20 protein-coding genes and 2 tRNA genes are annotated in these 16620 nt (G+C 68.8%); 10 read left to right on the forward strand and 12 right to left on the reverse strand.

Annotation, left to right across the window (positions count from 1 at the left end; all coding sequences use genetic code 11):
• Window positions 1-37 precede the first annotated feature (37 nt).
• Window positions 38-703 carry a 3-oxoacid CoA-transferase subunit B gene (locus tag Y958_RS01405; protein WP_088870612.1) on the reverse strand — a complete coding sequence of 222 codons (666 nt, stop codon included), beginning with the start codon at window positions 701-703 and terminating at the stop codon, window positions 38-40.
• 12 nt (window positions 704-715) lie between these two features.
• Window positions 716-1420: a CoA transferase subunit A gene (locus tag Y958_RS01410; RefSeq protein ID WP_088870613.1), complete on the reverse strand. Its 705-nt coding sequence runs from the start codon at window positions 1418-1420 to the stop codon at window positions 716-718.
• Window positions 1421-1683: 263 nt separating this feature from the next.
• Between Y958_RS01410 and Y958_RS01415 the strand changes: the two genes are divergently transcribed.
• A complete protein-coding gene (locus Y958_RS01415; protein WP_088870614.1) occupies window positions 1684-2319 on the forward strand; it encodes a MarC family protein in 636 nt (211 codons plus the stop codon).
• Window positions 2320-2473: 154 nt separating this feature from the next.
• On the opposite strand, the gene Y958_RS01420 is transcribed toward Y958_RS01415, so the two are convergent.
• The 4 genes from Y958_RS01420 to Y958_RS01435 all read right to left on the reverse strand — a co-directional run bounded on the left by Y958_RS01420 (window position 2474) and on the right by Y958_RS01435 (window position 4924).
• Window positions 2474-2914, reverse strand: coding sequence for a gamma-butyrobetaine hydroxylase family protein (locus tag Y958_RS01420; RefSeq protein WP_088870615.1), 441 nt, complete (start codon window positions 2912-2914; stop codon window positions 2474-2476).
• 11 nt (window positions 2915-2925) lie between these two features.
• Window positions 2926-3111, reverse strand: coding sequence for a Trm112 family protein (locus tag Y958_RS01425; RefSeq protein ID WP_040845462.1), 186 nt, complete (start codon window positions 3109-3111; stop codon window positions 2926-2928).
• 189 nt (window positions 3112-3300) lie between these two features.
• A complete protein-coding gene (locus Y958_RS01430; RefSeq protein WP_088870616.1) occupies window positions 3301-3966 on the reverse strand; it encodes an LON peptidase substrate-binding domain-containing protein in 666 nt (221 codons plus the stop codon).
• A 25-nt stretch (window positions 3967-3991) separates the two neighbouring features.
• Window positions 3992-4924 (reverse strand): thioredoxin family protein, encoded by a 933-nt coding sequence (locus Y958_RS01435; protein ID WP_088870617.1) that lies wholly within the window; start codon window positions 4922-4924, stop codon window positions 3992-3994.
• A 308-nt stretch (window positions 4925-5232) separates the two neighbouring features.
• On the opposite strand from Y958_RS01435, the gene Y958_RS01440 reads away from it, so the two are divergent.
• The 3 genes from Y958_RS01440 (at window position 5233) to Y958_RS01450 (ending at window position 6980) form a co-directional block, all read left to right on the forward strand.
• Window positions 5233-5307 (forward strand) — tRNA-Gly (locus tag Y958_RS01440).
• Between the two features lie 99 nt (window positions 5308-5406).
• Window positions 5407-5481 (forward strand) — tRNA-Gly (locus Y958_RS01445).
• A gap of 260 nt (window positions 5482-5741) precedes the next feature.
• Window positions 5742-6980 (forward strand): MFS transporter, encoded by a 1239-nt coding sequence (locus Y958_RS01450; protein WP_088870618.1) that lies wholly within the window; start codon window positions 5742-5744, stop codon window positions 6978-6980.
• A gap of 19 nt (window positions 6981-6999) precedes the next feature.
• On the opposite strand, the gene Y958_RS01455 is transcribed toward Y958_RS01450, so the two are convergent.
• The gene (locus Y958_RS01455) at window positions 7000-7896 is read right to left on the reverse strand and encodes a LysR substrate-binding domain-containing protein (RefSeq protein WP_244909325.1); all 897 of its coding nucleotides are present in this window, start codon (window positions 7894-7896) and stop codon (window positions 7000-7002) included.
• A gap of 152 nt (window positions 7897-8048) precedes the next feature.
• Between Y958_RS01455 and Y958_RS01460 the strand changes: the two genes are divergently transcribed.
• Window positions 8049-8438, forward strand: a complete 390-nt coding sequence (locus Y958_RS01460) for a tautomerase family protein (RefSeq protein WP_088872414.1) — start codon at window positions 8049-8051, stop codon at window positions 8436-8438.
• A 15-nt stretch (window positions 8439-8453) separates the two neighbouring features.
• Window positions 8454-8855, forward strand: coding sequence for a hypothetical protein (locus Y958_RS01465; protein WP_088870620.1), 402 nt, complete (start codon window positions 8454-8456; stop codon window positions 8853-8855).
• On the opposite strand, the gene Y958_RS01470 is transcribed toward Y958_RS01465, so the two are convergent.
• On the reverse strand, window positions 8846-9664 hold the full coding sequence (locus tag Y958_RS01470; RefSeq protein WP_088870621.1) for an SDR family NAD(P)-dependent oxidoreductase: 819 nt from the start codon (window positions 9662-9664) through the stop codon (window positions 8846-8848). The genes Y958_RS01465 and Y958_RS01470 overlap by 10 nt on opposite strands.
• Window positions 9665-9776: 112 nt before the next feature.
• On the opposite strand from Y958_RS01470, the gene Y958_RS01475 reads away from it, so the two are divergent.
• Window positions 9777-10430, forward strand: a complete 654-nt coding sequence (locus tag Y958_RS01475) for a TetR/AcrR family transcriptional regulator (protein WP_088870622.1) — start codon at window positions 9777-9779, stop codon at window positions 10428-10430.
• A 6-nt stretch (window positions 10431-10436) separates the two neighbouring features.
• On the opposite strand, the gene Y958_RS01480 is transcribed toward Y958_RS01475, so the two are convergent.
• The 3 genes from Y958_RS01480 to Y958_RS01490 form a co-directional block, all read right to left on the reverse strand.
• Window positions 10437-11435: a transporter gene (locus tag Y958_RS01480; RefSeq protein ID WP_088870623.1), complete on the reverse strand. Its 999-nt coding sequence runs from the start codon at window positions 11433-11435 to the stop codon at window positions 10437-10439.
• Between the two features lie 165 nt (window positions 11436-11600).
• Complete coding sequence (locus tag Y958_RS01485; RefSeq protein WP_088870624.1) at window positions 11601-12020, reverse strand: CopD family protein; 420 nt, start codon at window positions 12018-12020, stop codon at window positions 11601-11603.
• A 241-nt stretch (window positions 12021-12261) separates the two neighbouring features.
• Complete coding sequence (locus Y958_RS01490) at window positions 12262-13017, reverse strand: SDR family oxidoreductase (protein ID WP_088870625.1); 756 nt, start codon at window positions 13015-13017, stop codon at window positions 12262-12264.
• A 135-nt stretch (window positions 13018-13152) separates the two neighbouring features.
• Between Y958_RS01490 and Y958_RS01495 the strand changes: the two genes are divergently transcribed.
• The 3 genes from Y958_RS01495 (at window position 13153) to Y958_RS01505 (ending at window position 15715) form a co-directional block, all read left to right on the forward strand.
• Window positions 13153-14070, forward strand: a complete 918-nt coding sequence (locus Y958_RS01495) for a LysR family transcriptional regulator (RefSeq protein ID WP_088870626.1) — start codon at window positions 13153-13155, stop codon at window positions 14068-14070.
• 93 nt (window positions 14071-14163) lie between these two features.
• Complete coding sequence (locus tag Y958_RS01500; protein WP_088870627.1) at window positions 14164-14718, forward strand: flavin reductase family protein; 555 nt, start codon at window positions 14164-14166, stop codon at window positions 14716-14718.
• 100 nt (window positions 14719-14818) lie between these two features.
• Complete coding sequence (locus tag Y958_RS01505; RefSeq protein WP_088870628.1) at window positions 14819-15715, forward strand: DMT family transporter; 897 nt, start codon at window positions 14819-14821, stop codon at window positions 15713-15715.
• A gap of 33 nt (window positions 15716-15748) precedes the next feature.
• Here the strand turns inward: Y958_RS01505 and Y958_RS01510 are convergent, their stop codons facing one another.
• Window positions 15749-16618, reverse strand: a complete 870-nt coding sequence (locus tag Y958_RS01510; protein WP_088870629.1) for an NAD(P)-dependent oxidoreductase — start codon at window positions 16616-16618, stop codon at window positions 15749-15751.
• Window positions 16619-16620 lie beyond the last annotated feature (2 nt).

The following is a 16620-nucleotide window of genomic DNA, read 5'->3' on the forward strand; positions in this document are numbered from 1 at the left end:
GACGGCCCGCCGATACATCAGGTGAGGTTCTCCGGACTCAGAGGCCGGGCCCCGTTTTAAACTCCGCCTCGGTCTTCTGGCGGATCTCGTCCACCGTCACGCCGGGGGCGACCTCGGCCAGGATCAGGCCGCTGCCGCCTTCCTTGTCGACCTGGAAGACGCCCAGGTCGGTGATGATCATGTCCACCACCTTGGTGCCGGTCAGCGGCAGGGTGCAGGCCTTCAGGATCTTGGGCTCCAGCGCGCCGGTCTTCTTGTCGACGGCGCAGTGTTCCATGACCACGACCACCTTCTTGACGCCGGCCACCAGGTCCATGGCGCCACCCATGCCCTTGACCATCTTGCCCGGGATCATCCAGTTGGCGAGATCGCCGTTGGCCGCCACCTGCATGGCGCCCAGCACCGACAGGTCGATATGGCCGCCGCGGATCATGGCGAAGCTGTCGGCGGAGCTGAAGAAGCTGCTGTACGGCAGTTCGGTGATGGTCTGCTTGCCGGCGTTGATCAGGTCCGGATCCTCCTCCCCCTCATAGGGGAAGGGGCCCATGCCCAGCATGCCGTTCTCGCTCTGCAGGGTAACCTGCACGCCGTCGGGGATGTAGTTGGCCACCAGCGTCGGAATGCCGATGCCCAGGTTGACGTAGAAACCGTCGCGCAGCTCTTTCGCGGCGCGTGCGGCGATGTCCTCACGGGTCCATGCCATAGGTCAGCTCCTTCACGCGCGCGGACGGGTGGTGCGCTGCTCGATGCGCTTTTCGAACTTGGCGCCCTTGATGATGCGCTGGACGAAGATGCCGGGGGTGTGGATGTGGTCGGGGTCGAAGCTGCCCGGTTCCACCAGCTCCTCGACCTCGACCACCGTCACCTTGCCGGCCGTGGCCATCATCGGGTTGAAGTTCCGCGCTGTCTTGCGATAGACGAGGTTGCCCTCGGTATCGCCCTTCCAGGCCTTGACGATGGACAGGTCGGCGACGATGCCGCGCTCCATCACATAGGTCTCGCCGTCGAACTCGCGCAGCTCCTTGCCCTCGGCCACCAGCGTGCCCACGCCCGTCTTGGTGAAGAAGGCGGGGATGCCGGCGCCGCCGGCGCGGATGCGCTCGGCCAGAGTGCCCTGGGGGTTGAATTCCAGCTCAAGCTCACCGGACAGGTACTGCTGGGCGAACAGCTTGTTCTCACCCACGTAGCTGCTGATCATCTTCTTGATCTGCTTGGTTTCCAACAGCACGCCCAGGCCGAAGCCATCGACACCGGCGTTGTTGGAGACGACCGTGAGCCCGGTCACGCCCGAAAGGCGAATGGCCTCGATCAGGTTTTCCGGGATGCCGCACAGGCCGAAGCCGCCGGCCATGACGGTGATGTCGTTGCGCAACAGCCCGGCCAGGGCGGTTGCGGCGTCGGGGTAGACCTTCTTGCTCATCGTGTCTCCGGACGGCCCCCTAAGATGTTTGGATTCCGGCGCCGGCCCCTCTCCCAGGCACTATGCACCGCAGCATTGCTTACGGCCCCGACGGGGGTTAAGTCAACTTGAACGACCCTTCAAGTTCGGCAGCCCTGACCCCTGCCAGCCGCCGCTTGCAGCAGGCGCCCCAACGCGCTAGACCCAGGAGGGTCTGCCGGGACGCCCGCGACCTATGGTCCTGCCTCCCACGGCCTACCCCCTTTCCTCAGGCCCGTTCCCCCGTGCTGGACCTCATCCTCACCACCGCCGTCGCCCTGTTCGTCACCATTGATCCCGTCGGGCTGGGCCCCATGTTCGTGGGCCTGACGGCCGGCATGGATCAGCGCTATCGCCGGCGCATGGCCATCAAGGGCACGGTCATCGCGGCCCTGATCCTGTTCTTCTTCGCCTTCGCCGGCGACCTGTTGTTGCGGGCGCTGGGTATCGGCTTCGCCGCCTTCCGCATCGCCGGCGGCGTGCTGCTGATGCTGGTGGCCATCGACATGGTATTCGCCCGCGAAAGCGGCGTGCGCACCGCCACGGCGGACGAGCGGGAAGAGGCGCGCCACCGCGCCGACATCTCCGTCTTCCCCCTGGCCATCCCGCTGATCAGCGGCCCCGGCACCATGACCACCATCGTGCTGTTCATGGGCCGCGCGCACGGCGATCTGGCCAAGCAGGCCGTGGTGCTGGGCGTCCTGGCCGGCATCCTGGCCCTGACCCTGTTCGTGCTGATCTTCGCCACCAAGGTCAGCCGCATCCTGGGCCGCACCGGCATCACCGTGCTGAACCGCGTGCTGGGCATCCTGCTGTCCGCCCTGGCCTGCCAGTTCGTGATCGACGGGATCTTGGCCAGCGGATTGATTCATCCGAGTTAGCTTCAGGCGCCAGCGCCGCCGTCCGGCGGCTCGGCTTCCTCGCATTTCGGTCCGCTGCGCTCCCCAAAATGCTGCGGCGGCCGCGGTCGCGGCCTTGTCGCTGCGCTCCGTGGCGCTCCAAGGATATGTTTGGGCGGAGATGGTGCCGCCTGCTTCAGCCGCAGCCCCCACCCGAGCCGCAGCTGGGGCCGTGGCGATGGGGGGCGGTGTCCCGGTTGAGGCCCTGGGCCTCCAGCTCGGACAGATAGCGGGCCCAGCGCTCGTCGTACTCGATGCCCAGCTCGTACAGGTATTTCCAGGAGAAGATGCCGGTGTCGTGGCCGTCGTCGAAGATCAGGCGGACGGCGTAATTGCCGATGGGCTCCAGCTCCGCCACCGCGACGGTGCGCTTGCCCGGCACCGTCTGCTTCTGATCGGGGCTGTGGCCCTGCACCTCGGCCGACGGGCTTTCCACCCGCAGGTACTCGGCCGGCAGGGTGGCGCGGGCACCGTTGTCGAAGGTGATGACCAGTTCACGCTCCGCCCGCTTGTAGCGGATCTCGGTCGGCCAGTGCTGGGTGCCGTGGGCGTCGGTGGCGAAGTTTTCCTGGGTCATGACTGTCAGCCTCAGTCGTCGAGAGACCGGGCCTCGTCCACCAGCATGATGGGGATGCCGTCGCGGATGGGATAGGCCAGGCGCGCCTGCTGGCTCACCAGTTCCTGGCGCTGGGCGTCATAGCTGAGCGGCCCCTTGGTCAGGGGGCAGACCAGGATCTCCAGCAGCTTGGGATCGACCTTGGCGGTATCGGACATGGCGGCAAAACCTTGCGAAAAAAGGAAGTCATAGCAGCGGTATGAGATTTTGCCTCATCCCGCTATCGGATGCGACCGCATCCGCCGTAGCGAGCACCCTCTTTTATACAGAAAAGGGGGCGCGGAGCGAGGAAGCCAAGCCGGCGCTTGAGGGGGCATTTGAGCGGTTACGATCAAATCCCCGTAGTATCAATGCCGCGCGGCGTCGCCGTCCGCCGATTCATGCACCGCCATTTGCACCAACGCCAGCAGCATCGACGCGCGACCGATGAAATCCGGCGCCTCCAGCAGGGCCTGCTTCTCGGCCGGTGGGAAAGGGCACAGCATGGCGATGGTGGCGACCAGTTGCTCGTCCGACGCCGTCTCCAGCGCCTGCCAGTTCACCGTCAGCGACCGCCGGGTGAAATAGGGCTTCAGCGCCGCCATCAGGCCGGCACGGTCGAAACCGCCATCGGCCGGGGCAACGAAGTCGCCGGGGAAGGGCGACCAGTCGGCCATGACGCGGCGATAGCCCCGCATGGTCGACACCTCTTCCCGGATGCGGAAACGGCAAAGGCCGGACAGGGTGATGAGATAGCGGCCGTCGTCCGTTTCGGCGAAGGCCGTCAGCCGGCCGCAACAGCCCACGCCGGCCAGTGGCGGATCGATGCTGCTGTCCGTTTCCGTTCCCGGTTCCACCGGCTGGATCATACCGATCAGCCGGTCACCGGCCAGGCTGTCCTGCACCATGGCCAGGTAGCGCGGCTCGAACACATTGAGCGGCAGGCGGGCCCGGGGCAGCACCAGCACCCCCGTCAGGGGAAAGACGGGGATGCTGGCCGGCAGCTGCTCGAAGGTGGGGGCGAAGGGGCTCATCACTTCGTTACGACAGCGAAATCACTTAGGCGAACAGGATGGACGAGAGCTTGCGCCGCCCCGCGATGGCCAGCGGGTGCTTGAAGCCCAAGGCTTCGAAGAACTTCACCAGCTGCTTGCGGGCCGCCTGCTCATTCCATTCGCGGTCGCGCTTCACGATGTCCAGCAGGTGGTCCACCGCCGCCTCCTGCTGGCCGCCGGCATAAAGGGCCAAGGCCAGGTCATAGCGGGCCTGGTGGTTGTCGGCATCGGCCGCCACCGCCCGTTCCAGGTCGCCCACGGGGCCCATGTCCGCCGCCTGGCGGGCCAGGTCCATCTGCGTGCGCAGGGCCACGATCTCCGGCGCCTTGGCCAGGGCCGCCGGCGCCTGGTCCAGCATCTCCTGCGCGGTGTCCGCCTGGTCGGCGGCCAGCAGGCAGCGGATCAGGCCGGCATAGGCCGCGGCGTTCTCCGGTTCCTCGCCCAGCACCTCGTTATAGAGAGCCGCGGCCGTCTGGGCGTCGCCCGACTCCAGCAGTTGGCCCGCCTCTTCCAGCACGGCGGCGATGTCGGCAGCGCCGGGCACGCCGCCCGCCGCCTGCACCAGGCGGTCGATGAACTGCTTCACCTGGCTTTCCGGCAGGGCGCCGGTGAAGCCGTCCACCGGCCGGCCCTGGAAGAAGGCATAGACGGCGGGGATGGACTGGATGCGCAGCTGGCCGGCGATGGCCGGGTTCTGGTCGGTGTCGATCTTGACCAACTTCACGGCGCCCTTGGCGGCCAGCACGGCCTTTTCGATGATGGGGCCCAGGGTCTTGCAGGGGCCGCACCACGGCGCCCAGAAGTCCACGATCACCGGCACCTCGCGTGAGGCTTCGATGACGTCGGCCATGAAGGTGCGGTCGCTGCCGTCCTTGATCAGGTCGGACTTGTCCACCGGGGCGTTGCCACCGGGGGCGGCGTTGGTCGGAAACTGCATGGCCTCGTATCCCTTCTCAGCCGCAGGAGCCGCCGCCCACGAACTGCCGCCCACCTGGGCACGGCATGGGGGCCCCTGCGCATAGGTCCCTGAAATGAGTCCGCCGGGCCGCCGCCGCAAGGGGCACGCGTGCCCCACGCGCCGTCGGGGCGGGTGACCGGTCCCTTATAGCTGCCCCTGCGCGGGGAAAAAAGGCGCCCGATTTTTCCTGAAAAAAGCGCTTGCATTCGATCGGCACCTGCATATTATCCGCGCTCACCGCCGGGGGGCACTGATCGCAAGGTCGGTGCCGAACGTCGGGATGGAGTGCGGGCGTAGCTCAGGGGTAGAGCACAACCTTGCCAAGGTTGGGGTCGAGGGTTCGAATCCCTTCGCCCGCTCCAGTCTTCCTCAGGGAAGAGCAAGCGAGAAAAGGCCGGGCCGGCTGGTTCGGCCTTTCGCTTTTAGGTGAGCCTTCCCTGTGAAGGCGGAGAGTTGGGTATGCGGGCGTAGCTCAGGGGTAGAGCACAACCTTGCCAAGGTTGGGGTCGAGGGTTCGAATCCCTTCGCCCGCTCCAGTCTCTCCAGAACACGGCAGAGAACGCAAAAGCATCAAAGGCGCCCACCCGGGCGCCTTTTGCGTTTCCGGCCTCGACTCCCCCCTGCATTCCAGCGAGACGGGGGCACCATGCTAAGCCCTAGACATCCGCCATCTGACGTGCCGGCGCCGGTGAAAGCCGCTGGCAGGCGGCGCCCTCTCCTGCTTTCCTGTTGCCTGGGTGTTCGCGGGGGCTTGGGGGCAATGGTGGCGTGGGGGCGGTCACGGGTGGGATGGGCAATGGGCGGCAGGTCGCTGGGCCCGCAGTTCAATTGGCTGTGGACGGCCTACGCCGTCAGCGTCGCGGGCACATGGCTGGCCTGGGGCGGGTTTCCCCTGATCGCGGTCACGGTGTTGCACTGCGGCCCCACCGCCGTGTCCCTGATGATGGCGGGGGGCCTGGCGGCGGGGGCGGCCGCCGCCATTCCCATGGGCCCCTGGGCCGAGTTCCGGGCCAAGCGGGGCGTGTTGATTACCATGGACCTGGTCCGCTTCGCCGCCATCATCACCGTTCCCATCGCCTATCCGCTAGGCTGGCTGAGTTATGCCCAGTTGCTGGTCGTCTCCATCATCGTTGCCACCGCCAATATCACCTTCACGGCGGCCAGCGGCGCCTACATCAAGGCGCTGGTTCCCCGGGAGGACCTGATCACCGCCAACGCCGTGCTGGAATCCACCAGCTGGGTGGCGACCATCGCCGGGCCGCCCCTGGGCGGGATGGCCATCGGGCTGATGGGTCCCGTGGCGACCGTCCTGGTCGACGCCGTCAGCTATCTGCTCTCGGCCCTGGGCATCGGCATGATCAAGGGACGGGAGCGGCCGCCGACGCGGCCCGCCGGCCCCAGCCGGCGGCTGGCCGAATTGCTGGACGGCTGGCGTTTCATCCTGGCGCACCCGACGCTGCGGCGGCTGTTCCTCAACACCGTGCTGGTGAACGCCATGATCATGGTCAGCGCACCGCTGATGGCCTTTCTGATGCTAGGGCCGCTGGCCTACACGCCCTGGCAGTACGGCCTGGCCTTCGGCCTGCCCTGCGTCGGCGGCCTGATCGGGTCGCGCCTGGCGCGCCCGCTGGCGGCGCGCCTGGGCCAGCGCACCACCATCCTGGTGACGGGAACCCTGCGGGCCGGTTGGTCGCTGGGCCTGGCCTTCATCGGCCCCGGCACCCCCGGCCTGGTCCTGGTCATCGCCGTGCAGTTCGGGCTGGTGCTGTGCTGCGGCGCCTTCAACCCGGTCATGGCCTCGTTCCGCCTGGAACAGCTGGCCGCCGACCGCGTCGCCCGCACCCTGTCCGCCTGGTCGGTCACCAACAGCCTGACCACGGCGGCGCTGATCGCCTTGTGGGGCCTGCTGGCCGACATGACCAGCCCCCGCATCGCCATCGCCATCGCCGGCATCCTCATGCTGGCGACGCCCGTCCTGCTGCCCTGGCGCCAGATGCGGCCGGCCGCCAGCCTGGCCCCGGGCCTGCCATCCTGACCCGTGGCGGGGACGGCGGTCAGCCTTCCGCCGGCAGCCCCAGTTCATCCCGGATGGTGTCCAGCAGGATGCCGGCCAGACGGGCGGCGGCGGGGGACGGATCCGCCTCCGCCCGGTGGAGGGCCAGGGGAACGCGCGGCAGGGGCGGCAAGCCGGTGGCGGCGGGGTCCAGCACGGACAAGGTGCGGGGCATGGTGACGGTGGTACGCACCGTCAGGCCCAGCCCCCCCTCCGCCGCCGCCCACAGCCCGGACAGGCTGGGGCTGGTGAAGGCCAGGCGCCAAGGCAGGCCGGCACCATCCAGCGCCGCCACCGCGGCGGAGCGGAAAGCGCAAGGAGCCGGCAGCACGGCCAGCGGCAGGGGCTCCCCCTCCAAGGCAACCATGCCGGGCCAATCAGGCCGCCCGATCCAGGCAATGGGCAGTTCGGCCACCTGCCGGGCATAGGGCGTGCCCCGGCCGTCACCCCAGATGAGGGCCAGGTCCAGTTCGCCCTTCACCGTTTTTTCCGTCAGGGGCGTGCTGCGGTCCACCTGCACCTCCACCCGCACCTTGGGATGGGCCCGGTTGAAACGGTTCAGCACGCCGGGCAGCCAGGTTTCGGCGAAGTCCTGGGGAAGGCCCAGGCGCACCCAGCCCGCGACCTCCGCCCCCCGGATGCCGTCCACCGCCTCGTCGTTCAAGTCCAGAAGGCGCTTGGCGTAGCTCAGCAGACTTTCGCCGGCGGGGGTCAGGGCCAGGCCGCGCCCGGATTTCTGAACCAGGGGCCGGCCGATCTGATCCTCCAGCCTGCGCAACTGGGTGCTGATCGCGGACTGCGACCGGCCCAGCCGTTCCGCCGCGCGGGCGAAGCTGCCCAGCTCGAAGCCAGTCACGAAAGTCCGCAGGACATCCATGTCGAGGTTGACGCGCGCCACCAAAGCCGGGCTCCGATAGTTCGATTTTATGAATGCATTGTTTAGTAAGTTTCAAATTTTCGGAATTATTGTGCCCCCCTACCTTCAAGGTCGTCAAGCGGGTCCGCCCGCCCCTTTCGAAGCCCACCCCCTTCGAAGAACGGAGCGCCATCATGCCCCTCGTCCGCATGTCCCTGATCAAGGGCAAGCCGGCCGCCCACATCCGCGCCATCGCCGACGGCGTCCACCAGGCCTTGGCCGATACCTTCGGCGTGCCGGCCGACGACCGCTTCCAGCTAATCGACCAGCATGAGCGGGACACCTTCCTCTTTGATGCCGATTACCTGGGTGTGCACCGCACCGACGACCTGGTGATGGTCACCATCCTGGCCAGCAACTGGCGCGACACCGCGCAGAAGCAGGCCCTGTACCGCGCCATCGCCGAAAATCTGACCCGCGCCCCCGGCCTGCGACCGGAGGATGTGATGGTGGTGCTGGCGCCCAACCAGCGGGACGACTGGTCCTTCGGCAACGGCCTCGCCTCTTACGTCAACCCCGCCTAACATAGGAGAAGCGCCATGGATTCCCTCGTCCACGATACCTTGGCCCGCGAGGCCTATGCCCGCAGCCCCCTGGCCAATTCCCCCTTCACCCGCCTGGGGCCGCTGTTCCCGACCCTGTCGTCCACCACCGGCGGCCTAGCCCTGATGGCCTTGCGCCACGATCCGCACGGGGCGGGCGGGGTGGAAATGGCCGCCTACGCCATCGCGGCCCTGGCCGGCTTGGCTGCCACCCGCCAGCGGCTAAGGGGCGGCGGCCTGCTGCTGGCTGCCCTGGCCCTGTTGGCGGCGGCGGCCGCAGCACTGGTGGGCATGGCGCTGGACGGCGCCGCCTTCCTGCCAGCGGGCGGCAGCGCCCTGGCCGCGCTGGCGCTGGGGTCGCTGGCGGCAGGGGCCGGGATGGAGGCTGTTCAGCGCTGACCGTGAGCTGCGGCCGAGACCTCCGCCCATTCCTCCCACACGGACAGGCGGCGGGCATAGACCTGGCGGATCAGGGGCAACGGCCCCGTGCCCAGCAGCAGGCGCAGGGGCGGGGTCTCGGCATCCACCACCTTCAGGATGGCATCCGCAGTGGCCTGGGGATTTCCCGACATCTCCGGCTTGAAATTGGCCATGACGGCTGCGCGCACGCCGTCATAGTCGGCCATCGCCGGCGCGAAGGCGATGGAGGCGCGGAAATCGGTGGCGAAGCTGCCGGGCTCGATGATGGTCACCTTGATGCCAAAGCCCGCGACCTCTCCGGCCAGGGCCTCGCTCAATGCCTCCACCGCATGCTTGGTGGCGGTGTAGACGCCGGCGGTGGGGAAGCTGACCACGCCGCCAATGCTGGACACCATCAGGATATGACCATGCCCCTGGGCCCGCAGCAACGGCACGGCCGCCTGGATGACAGACAGCGTGCCGAAGACGTTGGTGTCGAAATTGGCGCGCGCCGCCTCCGCCGTCATCTCCTCCACAGCCCCCATGCAGCCATAGCCGGCGTTGCTGAGCACCACGTCCAGCCCGCCGAAATGCGCGTGCGCCCGTGCCACCGCCCGGAACACGCCGTCGCGATCGGTGACGTCCAAGGCCAGGGGCGCCAGCCGGTCGCCATGCTCGGCGGCCAGGTCGGCCAAGGCGCCGATGTCGCGGGCGGTGGCGGCGACCAGGTCGCCCCGCCGCAGCGCCGCCTCCGCCCAGATACGGCCGAAGCCGCGGTTGGCGCCGGTGATGAACCATGTCTTCGCCATTGTGCCTCTCCAACAAATTTACACCATGCGCGAATTCGCACTGAGTGCGATATCAAATATCGCACCGGGTGCGATATTTCAAGAGCGGGCCATTCATGCGATAAGGGCGCCCATGGACACCGCCCCCCCATCACCCGCCCCCCCATCACCCACGACGCCGGGCAAGACCGAAGGCCTGCGCGACCGCAAGCGCCGGGAGACGATGCAGCGCATCGCCGACACCGGCCTGAAGCTGTTCATGGAAAATGGGTTCGAGGCGACGACCCTCGACGCCATCGCCGCCGCCGCCGGCATCGCCCGACGCACCTTCTTCTATTATTTCAAGTCCAAGGAGGACGTGCTGCTGGCCTGGCAAGGCAGCGGCTTCGTGGAGGCCATCGGCCCGGCCCTGCTGCAGGAACCGGCGGACCAGCCCCCCCTGGCCGCCGCACGGCACTGCCTGCTGACGCTGGCCGCCCGCTTCGAAACCAAGACGTCCATTGCCGCCGACGCCCTGCTGCGCTCCACCGAGACGCTGCGCGCCCGCAAGCTGGCCAAGATGGTGGATATGGAACGTGACCTGGCCCAGGTGATGGCGGAACGGTGGCCCGACCGCGCGACGGAGGAACTGCGGGTGGCGGCCATGCTGGCGATCGGCGCCCTGCGCCTGGCCCAGGAGGAGTGGCGCCACGACCATGCGGCCCATCCAGACACCGCCCGCCCCCTGGCTGAGCATCTGAAGGCCACGTTCGCCCTGCTGGACCGGCAGGTGCCGTCGGCGACCTAGGACCGCCTAGAACAGCCGGCGCCAGTGCAGCACCACCAGGGACACCAGGATGGTGAAGACCATGACGCCGCAGACCCAAATGAAGCCGGCGTCGTGGCCGCTCCACGGCAGGCCGCCCACGTTCATGCCGAAGATGCCGGTGATCAGGTTCACTGGCAGCAGGATGGTGGTGACGATGGACAGGACATAAAGGTTGCGGTTCGTCGCCTCGCTGAAGCGGTTGGACAGTTCGTCCTGCAGCAGGCGGGCGCGCTCCTGTACCAGGTCCAGATCCTGGCCGACGCCGTCCAGCCGGTCGATGCCCTGCCGCAGGCGGGCCTGGTCCTCCCCCCCGCACCAGCCGGGCAGACGGCCCAGCGCCACGTTCAGCGCCGTCCGCTGCGGGCCGATGTGGCGGCGCAGGCGGGCGGAGGTGCGGCGGATGCGCCCCAGCTTCTCCCCCTCATCCTCCAGCCGGTCGGCCAGCAAGGCGTCCTCCACATCGTCGACATCGTTGGCCAGCTCACTGACTTCCGCCGCCACCGTGTCGGTCAGGTGGAACATGAGGTGGGCGATCAGGTCGACGGCGCTGGTGGGCGCCAGGCCTTGGCTGATGGCGCGGCGCAGCTGGTCCACCGCCATCAGCGGCTGGCGCCGGGCGGTGATGACCAGGTGGGAATCCATGTACAGGCGCAACTGGCCCAGGCCGCCGGCGGGATCATCGAAGCGGTGATGCAGGTCGGCCAGCACGCCGGTGAGGCCGTCGCCCACCGGTTCCAGGCGGAAATGGCTGTCCTGGCCCAGCAGCGCCTGGCGGGCACCACGCGGCAGGGTGGGCATGGCCTCGATCCACTGCCGCGCCCGCACGTCCACCAGGTTGAAATGCAGCCAGACCAGGCCGCCGGGCTCCGCCATGGCGTCGTTGATCCCGGGCCAGGGAACCGGCGCCACTGTTCCGTTGCGGATCAGGAATCCGCAGATCAGTCCGTGTTCCTCGCTGATGTCCGATGCCGCGCGCGTGCCCATGGCCCCTCCGCCTATCGGGACGGCCCGACACCGCCGCCCTTCCCTGTGATGCCGGGCGGAAACGGCCAACGTCAATGCCTTGGAATCTTACGGCTTTGTGACAGGACCGCCCCCGGCCCTGCGACGCGATGGCATGCGTCGCTTTGCCGCAAGAAAGCGCGCTGATCAGAAGGGCTTGCCGATCACCAGGACCAGGATGCCCACCACTGCCAGCACGATCAGGGCGGGCATGAAACGGCCCAGGGCGGTGCGGCGGCGCCCTTCCCCGGCCGCCAAGCGACGCAGGGCGCCGGCCTGGGCGCCGTGCAGGCCCGACAGCGCCGTGACCAGCGCCAGCTTGGCCCACAGCCAGCCGGCGGAGGGCAGCCAGCCGCCCTTGACCGCCAGGGTCAGGCCCAGGCCCCAGACCAGCAGGATGGCCGGCCCCGTCACCCAGCGATGCCAGGCCCGCGCCGCGCGCCAGAAGGCGGGCGACAGGGCATCGGCGCTGGGCACGAAGGCCAGCAGCAGGGCCGCCGCCAGCAGGCCCGCCACAAAGGTGACGGCCGCGGCGGCGTGCAGCGATTCCAGCCAGAGGTAGGGCATGGGTCCGGGTCCCCGATCTTAAGTCTGCCCCCTTGATACACCAGCCGCCACCCCACCGGGTGGGGCCAATTTGACCAAGCGGAACGGCCCCGGATCGCTCCGGGGCCGCACCGCACTTCTCGGGATTTAGGACGGCGACTGCCGGCCCGGGCCGGTCAGGCCCGTAAGCCAAGCCACCGGATGGTGGCGCCCGGCGCCTGAGGGAGGGTATTTGATCGATCAAGATCAAATGCCCTGCGCATCAGACTTGCGCCAAGCCGCCGTCGGCGAACAGTTCGGCGCCGGCGACGAAGCTGCTGTCGCTCGAGGCCAGGAACAGGGCGGCCTTGGCGATCTCCTCCACCTCGCCCACGCGGCCCAGGGGCACTTGGCTGGCCATGTAGTCCAGCAGGCCCTGCTGCTGGGCGGCGTCCGGACCGGCCAGTTCCACCAGGCCCGGCGTGCGGATGGGGCCGGGGCTGAGGACGTTCACGCGGATGCCGCGTTCCTTCAGGTCCAGGGTCCAGCTGCGGGCGAAGTTGCGCACCGCCGCCTTGCTGGCGCTGTAGACGCTGAAGGTCGCCGTGCCGGTGCTGCCGGCGGTGGAGCCGGTCAGGATGACCGAGGCGCCGTCCACCAGCAGGGGCAGTGCCTTTTGCACCGTGAACAGCACGGCCTTCACGTTGCGGCCGAAGATGTCATCGTAGTGCTCTTCGGTGATCTGGCCCAGGGGCAACATGGTGCCGCCACCGGCATTGGCGAACAGGACGTCGATACGGCCGGCCTGGGCCTTCACCTGCTCATAGAGGCGGTTCAGGTCTTCCGCCTTGGCGCTGTCGGCCTGGATGCCGGTGGCATTGGGGCCGATGGCCGCCACCGCCGCCTGCAGTTCCGGGGCACGGCGGCCGGTGATGAACACCCGGGCGCCCTCGGCGGCGAAAGCCTTGGCGGTGGCGAGGCCGATGCCGCTGGTGCCACCGGTGACGACCGCGATCTTGCCTTCGAGTTTGCGAGCCATTTTTCTTTCCTTTCAGTACCTTGGTTTGCGCCGTCCGTCTCTGTCCGTTGTGGGCGGCGGCCGATGGGCAAAAGATGTCGCCAAACCCGTCTTTTCAAAATAGAAAGGGCTGAAAACTATTGTTGCAGGTTTGGTGTGACCAAGGTTCCAGACTTCGAAGGCTTGGCCATGTTCGCCAAGGTGGCGGAGGAGCGGTCGTACGCCGCCGCCGCCCGGGCCATGGGCGTGTCGGTCGCCACCGTGTCGCGCGGCGTCAGCCGGTTGGAGGACAGGCTGGGCGCCCGCCTGTTCAACCGCACCTCGCGCCGCCTGGCCCTGACCGACGTGGGCGCCGCCCTGGCCGCCCGGGCGTCGCAGCTGTATGCCGAGGCCGAGGCGGTGGAGGATGCGGCGCGGGAACTGTCCAGCCGGCCGCGCGGCACCATCCGCCTGGCGGTGCCCATGTCCTTCGGCGTGCACTGGGTGGCGCCGCTGTTGCCGGCCTTCCTGCGGGCATATCCCGAGATCACCATCGATTTGCATCTGAGCGACGCCACGGTGGACCTGATAGGCGAGGGGTTCGACGCAGCCCTGCGCATCGCCGTGCTGACCGACAGCTCGCTGGTGGCGCGCCAGCTGTGCCCCATCGCCCGGCACATCGTGGCCGCCCCGGCCTACATCGCCCGCTATGGCCGCCCCCGGCATCCGGGCGAACTGGCGGCCCATCACTGCCTGGGCTACGCCTACCGCGCTCGCCAGGACGTCTGGCGCTTGATCAACACCAATGGGCAGGAGGTGGCCGTGGCGCCCACCGGCCCCCTGCGCGTCACCAATGGGGAAGCGCTGCTGCCCACCGTGCTGGACGGCCTGGCCATCGCCGAGTTGCCGGAGTTCCTGGCGGCTGAATACCTGGCCGACGGCCGGCTGGTGGAGCTGTTGGACGGCTGGTCGATGCCCCTGGGCGGGCTGTACCTGGTGACCCCCACTACCCGCGCCCGCCCCGCCAAGGTGGAGGCGCTGGCGGATTTTTTCATCAAGCACATGGCCCGCCCCGCGTGGCGCCAGCCGCGATAGGAACCCCCGCGTGGCGCCAGCCACGAAAGGAACCCAGGCCACCGCCCGGGGTTCACATCCGGGGTTTACAACGGCAACCGCGGGAGGCGAGACATGACCGAGAAAGCGGAGTTTCCAGTGTCCAAGGTGCGCCGCTATCTGGAACCGGGACCCATCGTGCTGCTGTCCAGCGCCCATCGGGGGCAGCGGGACATCATGGCGCTGGGCTGGCATACGATGATGGAGTTCACGCCGGCGCTGGTGGGCTGCGTCATCGCCGCCGACAACCACAGCTTCGAGTTGGTGCGGAGCAGCGGCGAATGCGTGCTGAACCTGCCCACCGCCGCCATGATCGACACCGTGGTGGGCATCGGCAACACCAGCGGGACGGAGGTCGACAAGTTCGAGCATTTCGGCCTGACGGCAGGCGGGGGGGTGGATGTGGACGCCCCGCTGATTCGCGACTGTCCCGTCAACCTGGAGTGCCGGCTGGCCGACACCAGCCTGGTGGAGCGCTACAACTTCTTCATCTTCCAGGTGATGAGGGCCCACGCGGTGCCACAGCCGGAACACCATGAGACCCTGCACTATACCGGCGACGGCGTGTTCATGGTGGCAGGCGAGATCGTCAATCGGCGGGAGCAGTTCCGGCCCGAACTTCTGGACTAACTGTTGGCGGGCCGATACCTGCCGTCGCAAAGTCGCTCTACAGCCGGGGCGCGTCCGGCATTAGGGTCGCCATCCCAAGGATGATGACCCGGCACGTTCCATGTCGCCCCGCCTGTACCTGACCTTTCCCTTGCTGGCCGTGCTGATCTGGACCGGCAACAATCTGGTGACCAAGGCCTCGGCCGGCGCCATCCCGCCCAGCGTCATCGCCTTTGATCGCTGGTTCGTCGCCTTCGTGCTGCTGACGCCCTTCTGCCTGCGCGGCGCTTGGGCGCGGCGATCCGTCATCCGCCAGCACCTGCCCCAGATCATCGTCCTCGGCCTGCTGGGCATGGCGCTGTACCAGGGGCTGGCCTATTACGCGGCGGCCAGCACCAGCGCCACCAACATCGGCATCTTCGTGGCCCTGGTGCCGCTGCTGACCCTGGCGATCAGCGCCGTGTGGCTGCGGCAGAAGCACGGGCCCCTGGCCCTGGTGGGCGGGCTGGTGTCGCTGGCCGGCATCCTGTTCGTGCTGGGCCAGGGCGATTACGGTCGCCTGCTGTCGCACGGTGTGGGCCGGGGTGACGCCTTCATGCTGGGCGCCTGCGTCGCCTATGCCGCCTATGGCGTCTGCCTGAAGCGCTGGCCCCTGCCCTTGCCGGTATGGACCTCGCTTTACGCCCAGGTGGCGGCGGGCCTGGTCTTCCTGCTGCCGGGCTATCTGCTGGCGCCCCCGGCCCCGGCCACGCCAGCCACCATCGCCATGATCGCCTATGCCGGCATCCCGACATCCATCCTGGCGCCGGTGCTGTGGATGCAGGGAGTGAAGCACCTGGGGCCGGGCCGCACCGCCATCTTCATGAACCTGCTGCCCATCACCACCGCCGTGCTGGCGGCCCTGCTGCTGGGCGAGGTGCTGCACCCCTATCATTTGGTGGGCGGCGGCCTGGTGGTGCTGGGCATCGTGCTGGCGCAACGCCCTGCCCGGCCCCGACCGGCCACCGCCCAATCCTGATTGGCCAGCCCCAATCGGCCAGCCCGGAGCCCCTCAGCCGCCGGTGTAGAGGCGGATGAGGGCGGAGACGTTCTCGGCGCCATGGCCGGCCTCCCGCGCGCGCTCCAGGACCGACAGGGTCGCGTCCGCCACGGGGGTGTCGGATTTCAGCGCATCCGCCGCCTGCGTGGCGTAGCGGAAGTCCTTGGCCATCAGGTCCACCGGGAAGCGCACGGCGAAGTCGCCCGCCTGCATCAGGCGGGCATAGCCGGCCGCTGCCGGGCTGGCCACAGGCAGGGTGGTCAGGACATCCAGGGCGGTGGCGCCGTCGAAGCCGGCCCTGCCCAGGAACCCCATCATCTCCGCCCAGGCGGCCAGCTGGATGCCCAGCAGGCCGTTCACCGCCAGCTTCATCGCCGCCCCCCGGCCCACCGGACCGACATGGCGGACGGCCGCCGCCAGGGGCGCCAGCACCGGCTGCGCCCGGTCGAAGGCGTCGCGCTCGCCCCCGGCCAGGACAATCAGCTTGCCGTCCTGCGCCTGGGGCAGGCTGCCCACCACCGGCGCCTCCAGGAAGCCCGCCCCGGTGGCGGTCACCGCCGCCGCCAGCTGGGTGGCCCAGGCGGGGGAGACGGTGCTGCACTCGATGGCGACGGCGTCCTTGCCCAGGCCCCCCAGGGCGCCCGTCCTGTCATCCAGCCACACGGCCCGGGACGCCGCGTCATCGGCCACCATGGTGATGACGAAGTCCGCCCCCGCCGCAGCCGCGCGCGGGCTGGCGGCGGCGGTGGCGCCGAGCGCTGTCAGGTCCGCCGTCGCGGCGGGCGAGCGGTTCCACACCGTGACGGCGTGGCCCGCCCTGACCAGGTTCGCGGCCATGCGGGCACCCATGGCGCCCAGGCCCAGGAATGCGACCTTGCTCATGT

This window comes from Nitrospirillum viridazoti CBAmc (genome assembly GCF_000730165.1).
Classification (GTDB): Bacteria; Pseudomonadota; Alphaproteobacteria; order Azospirillales; family Azospirillaceae; genus Nitrospirillum; species Nitrospirillum viridazoti.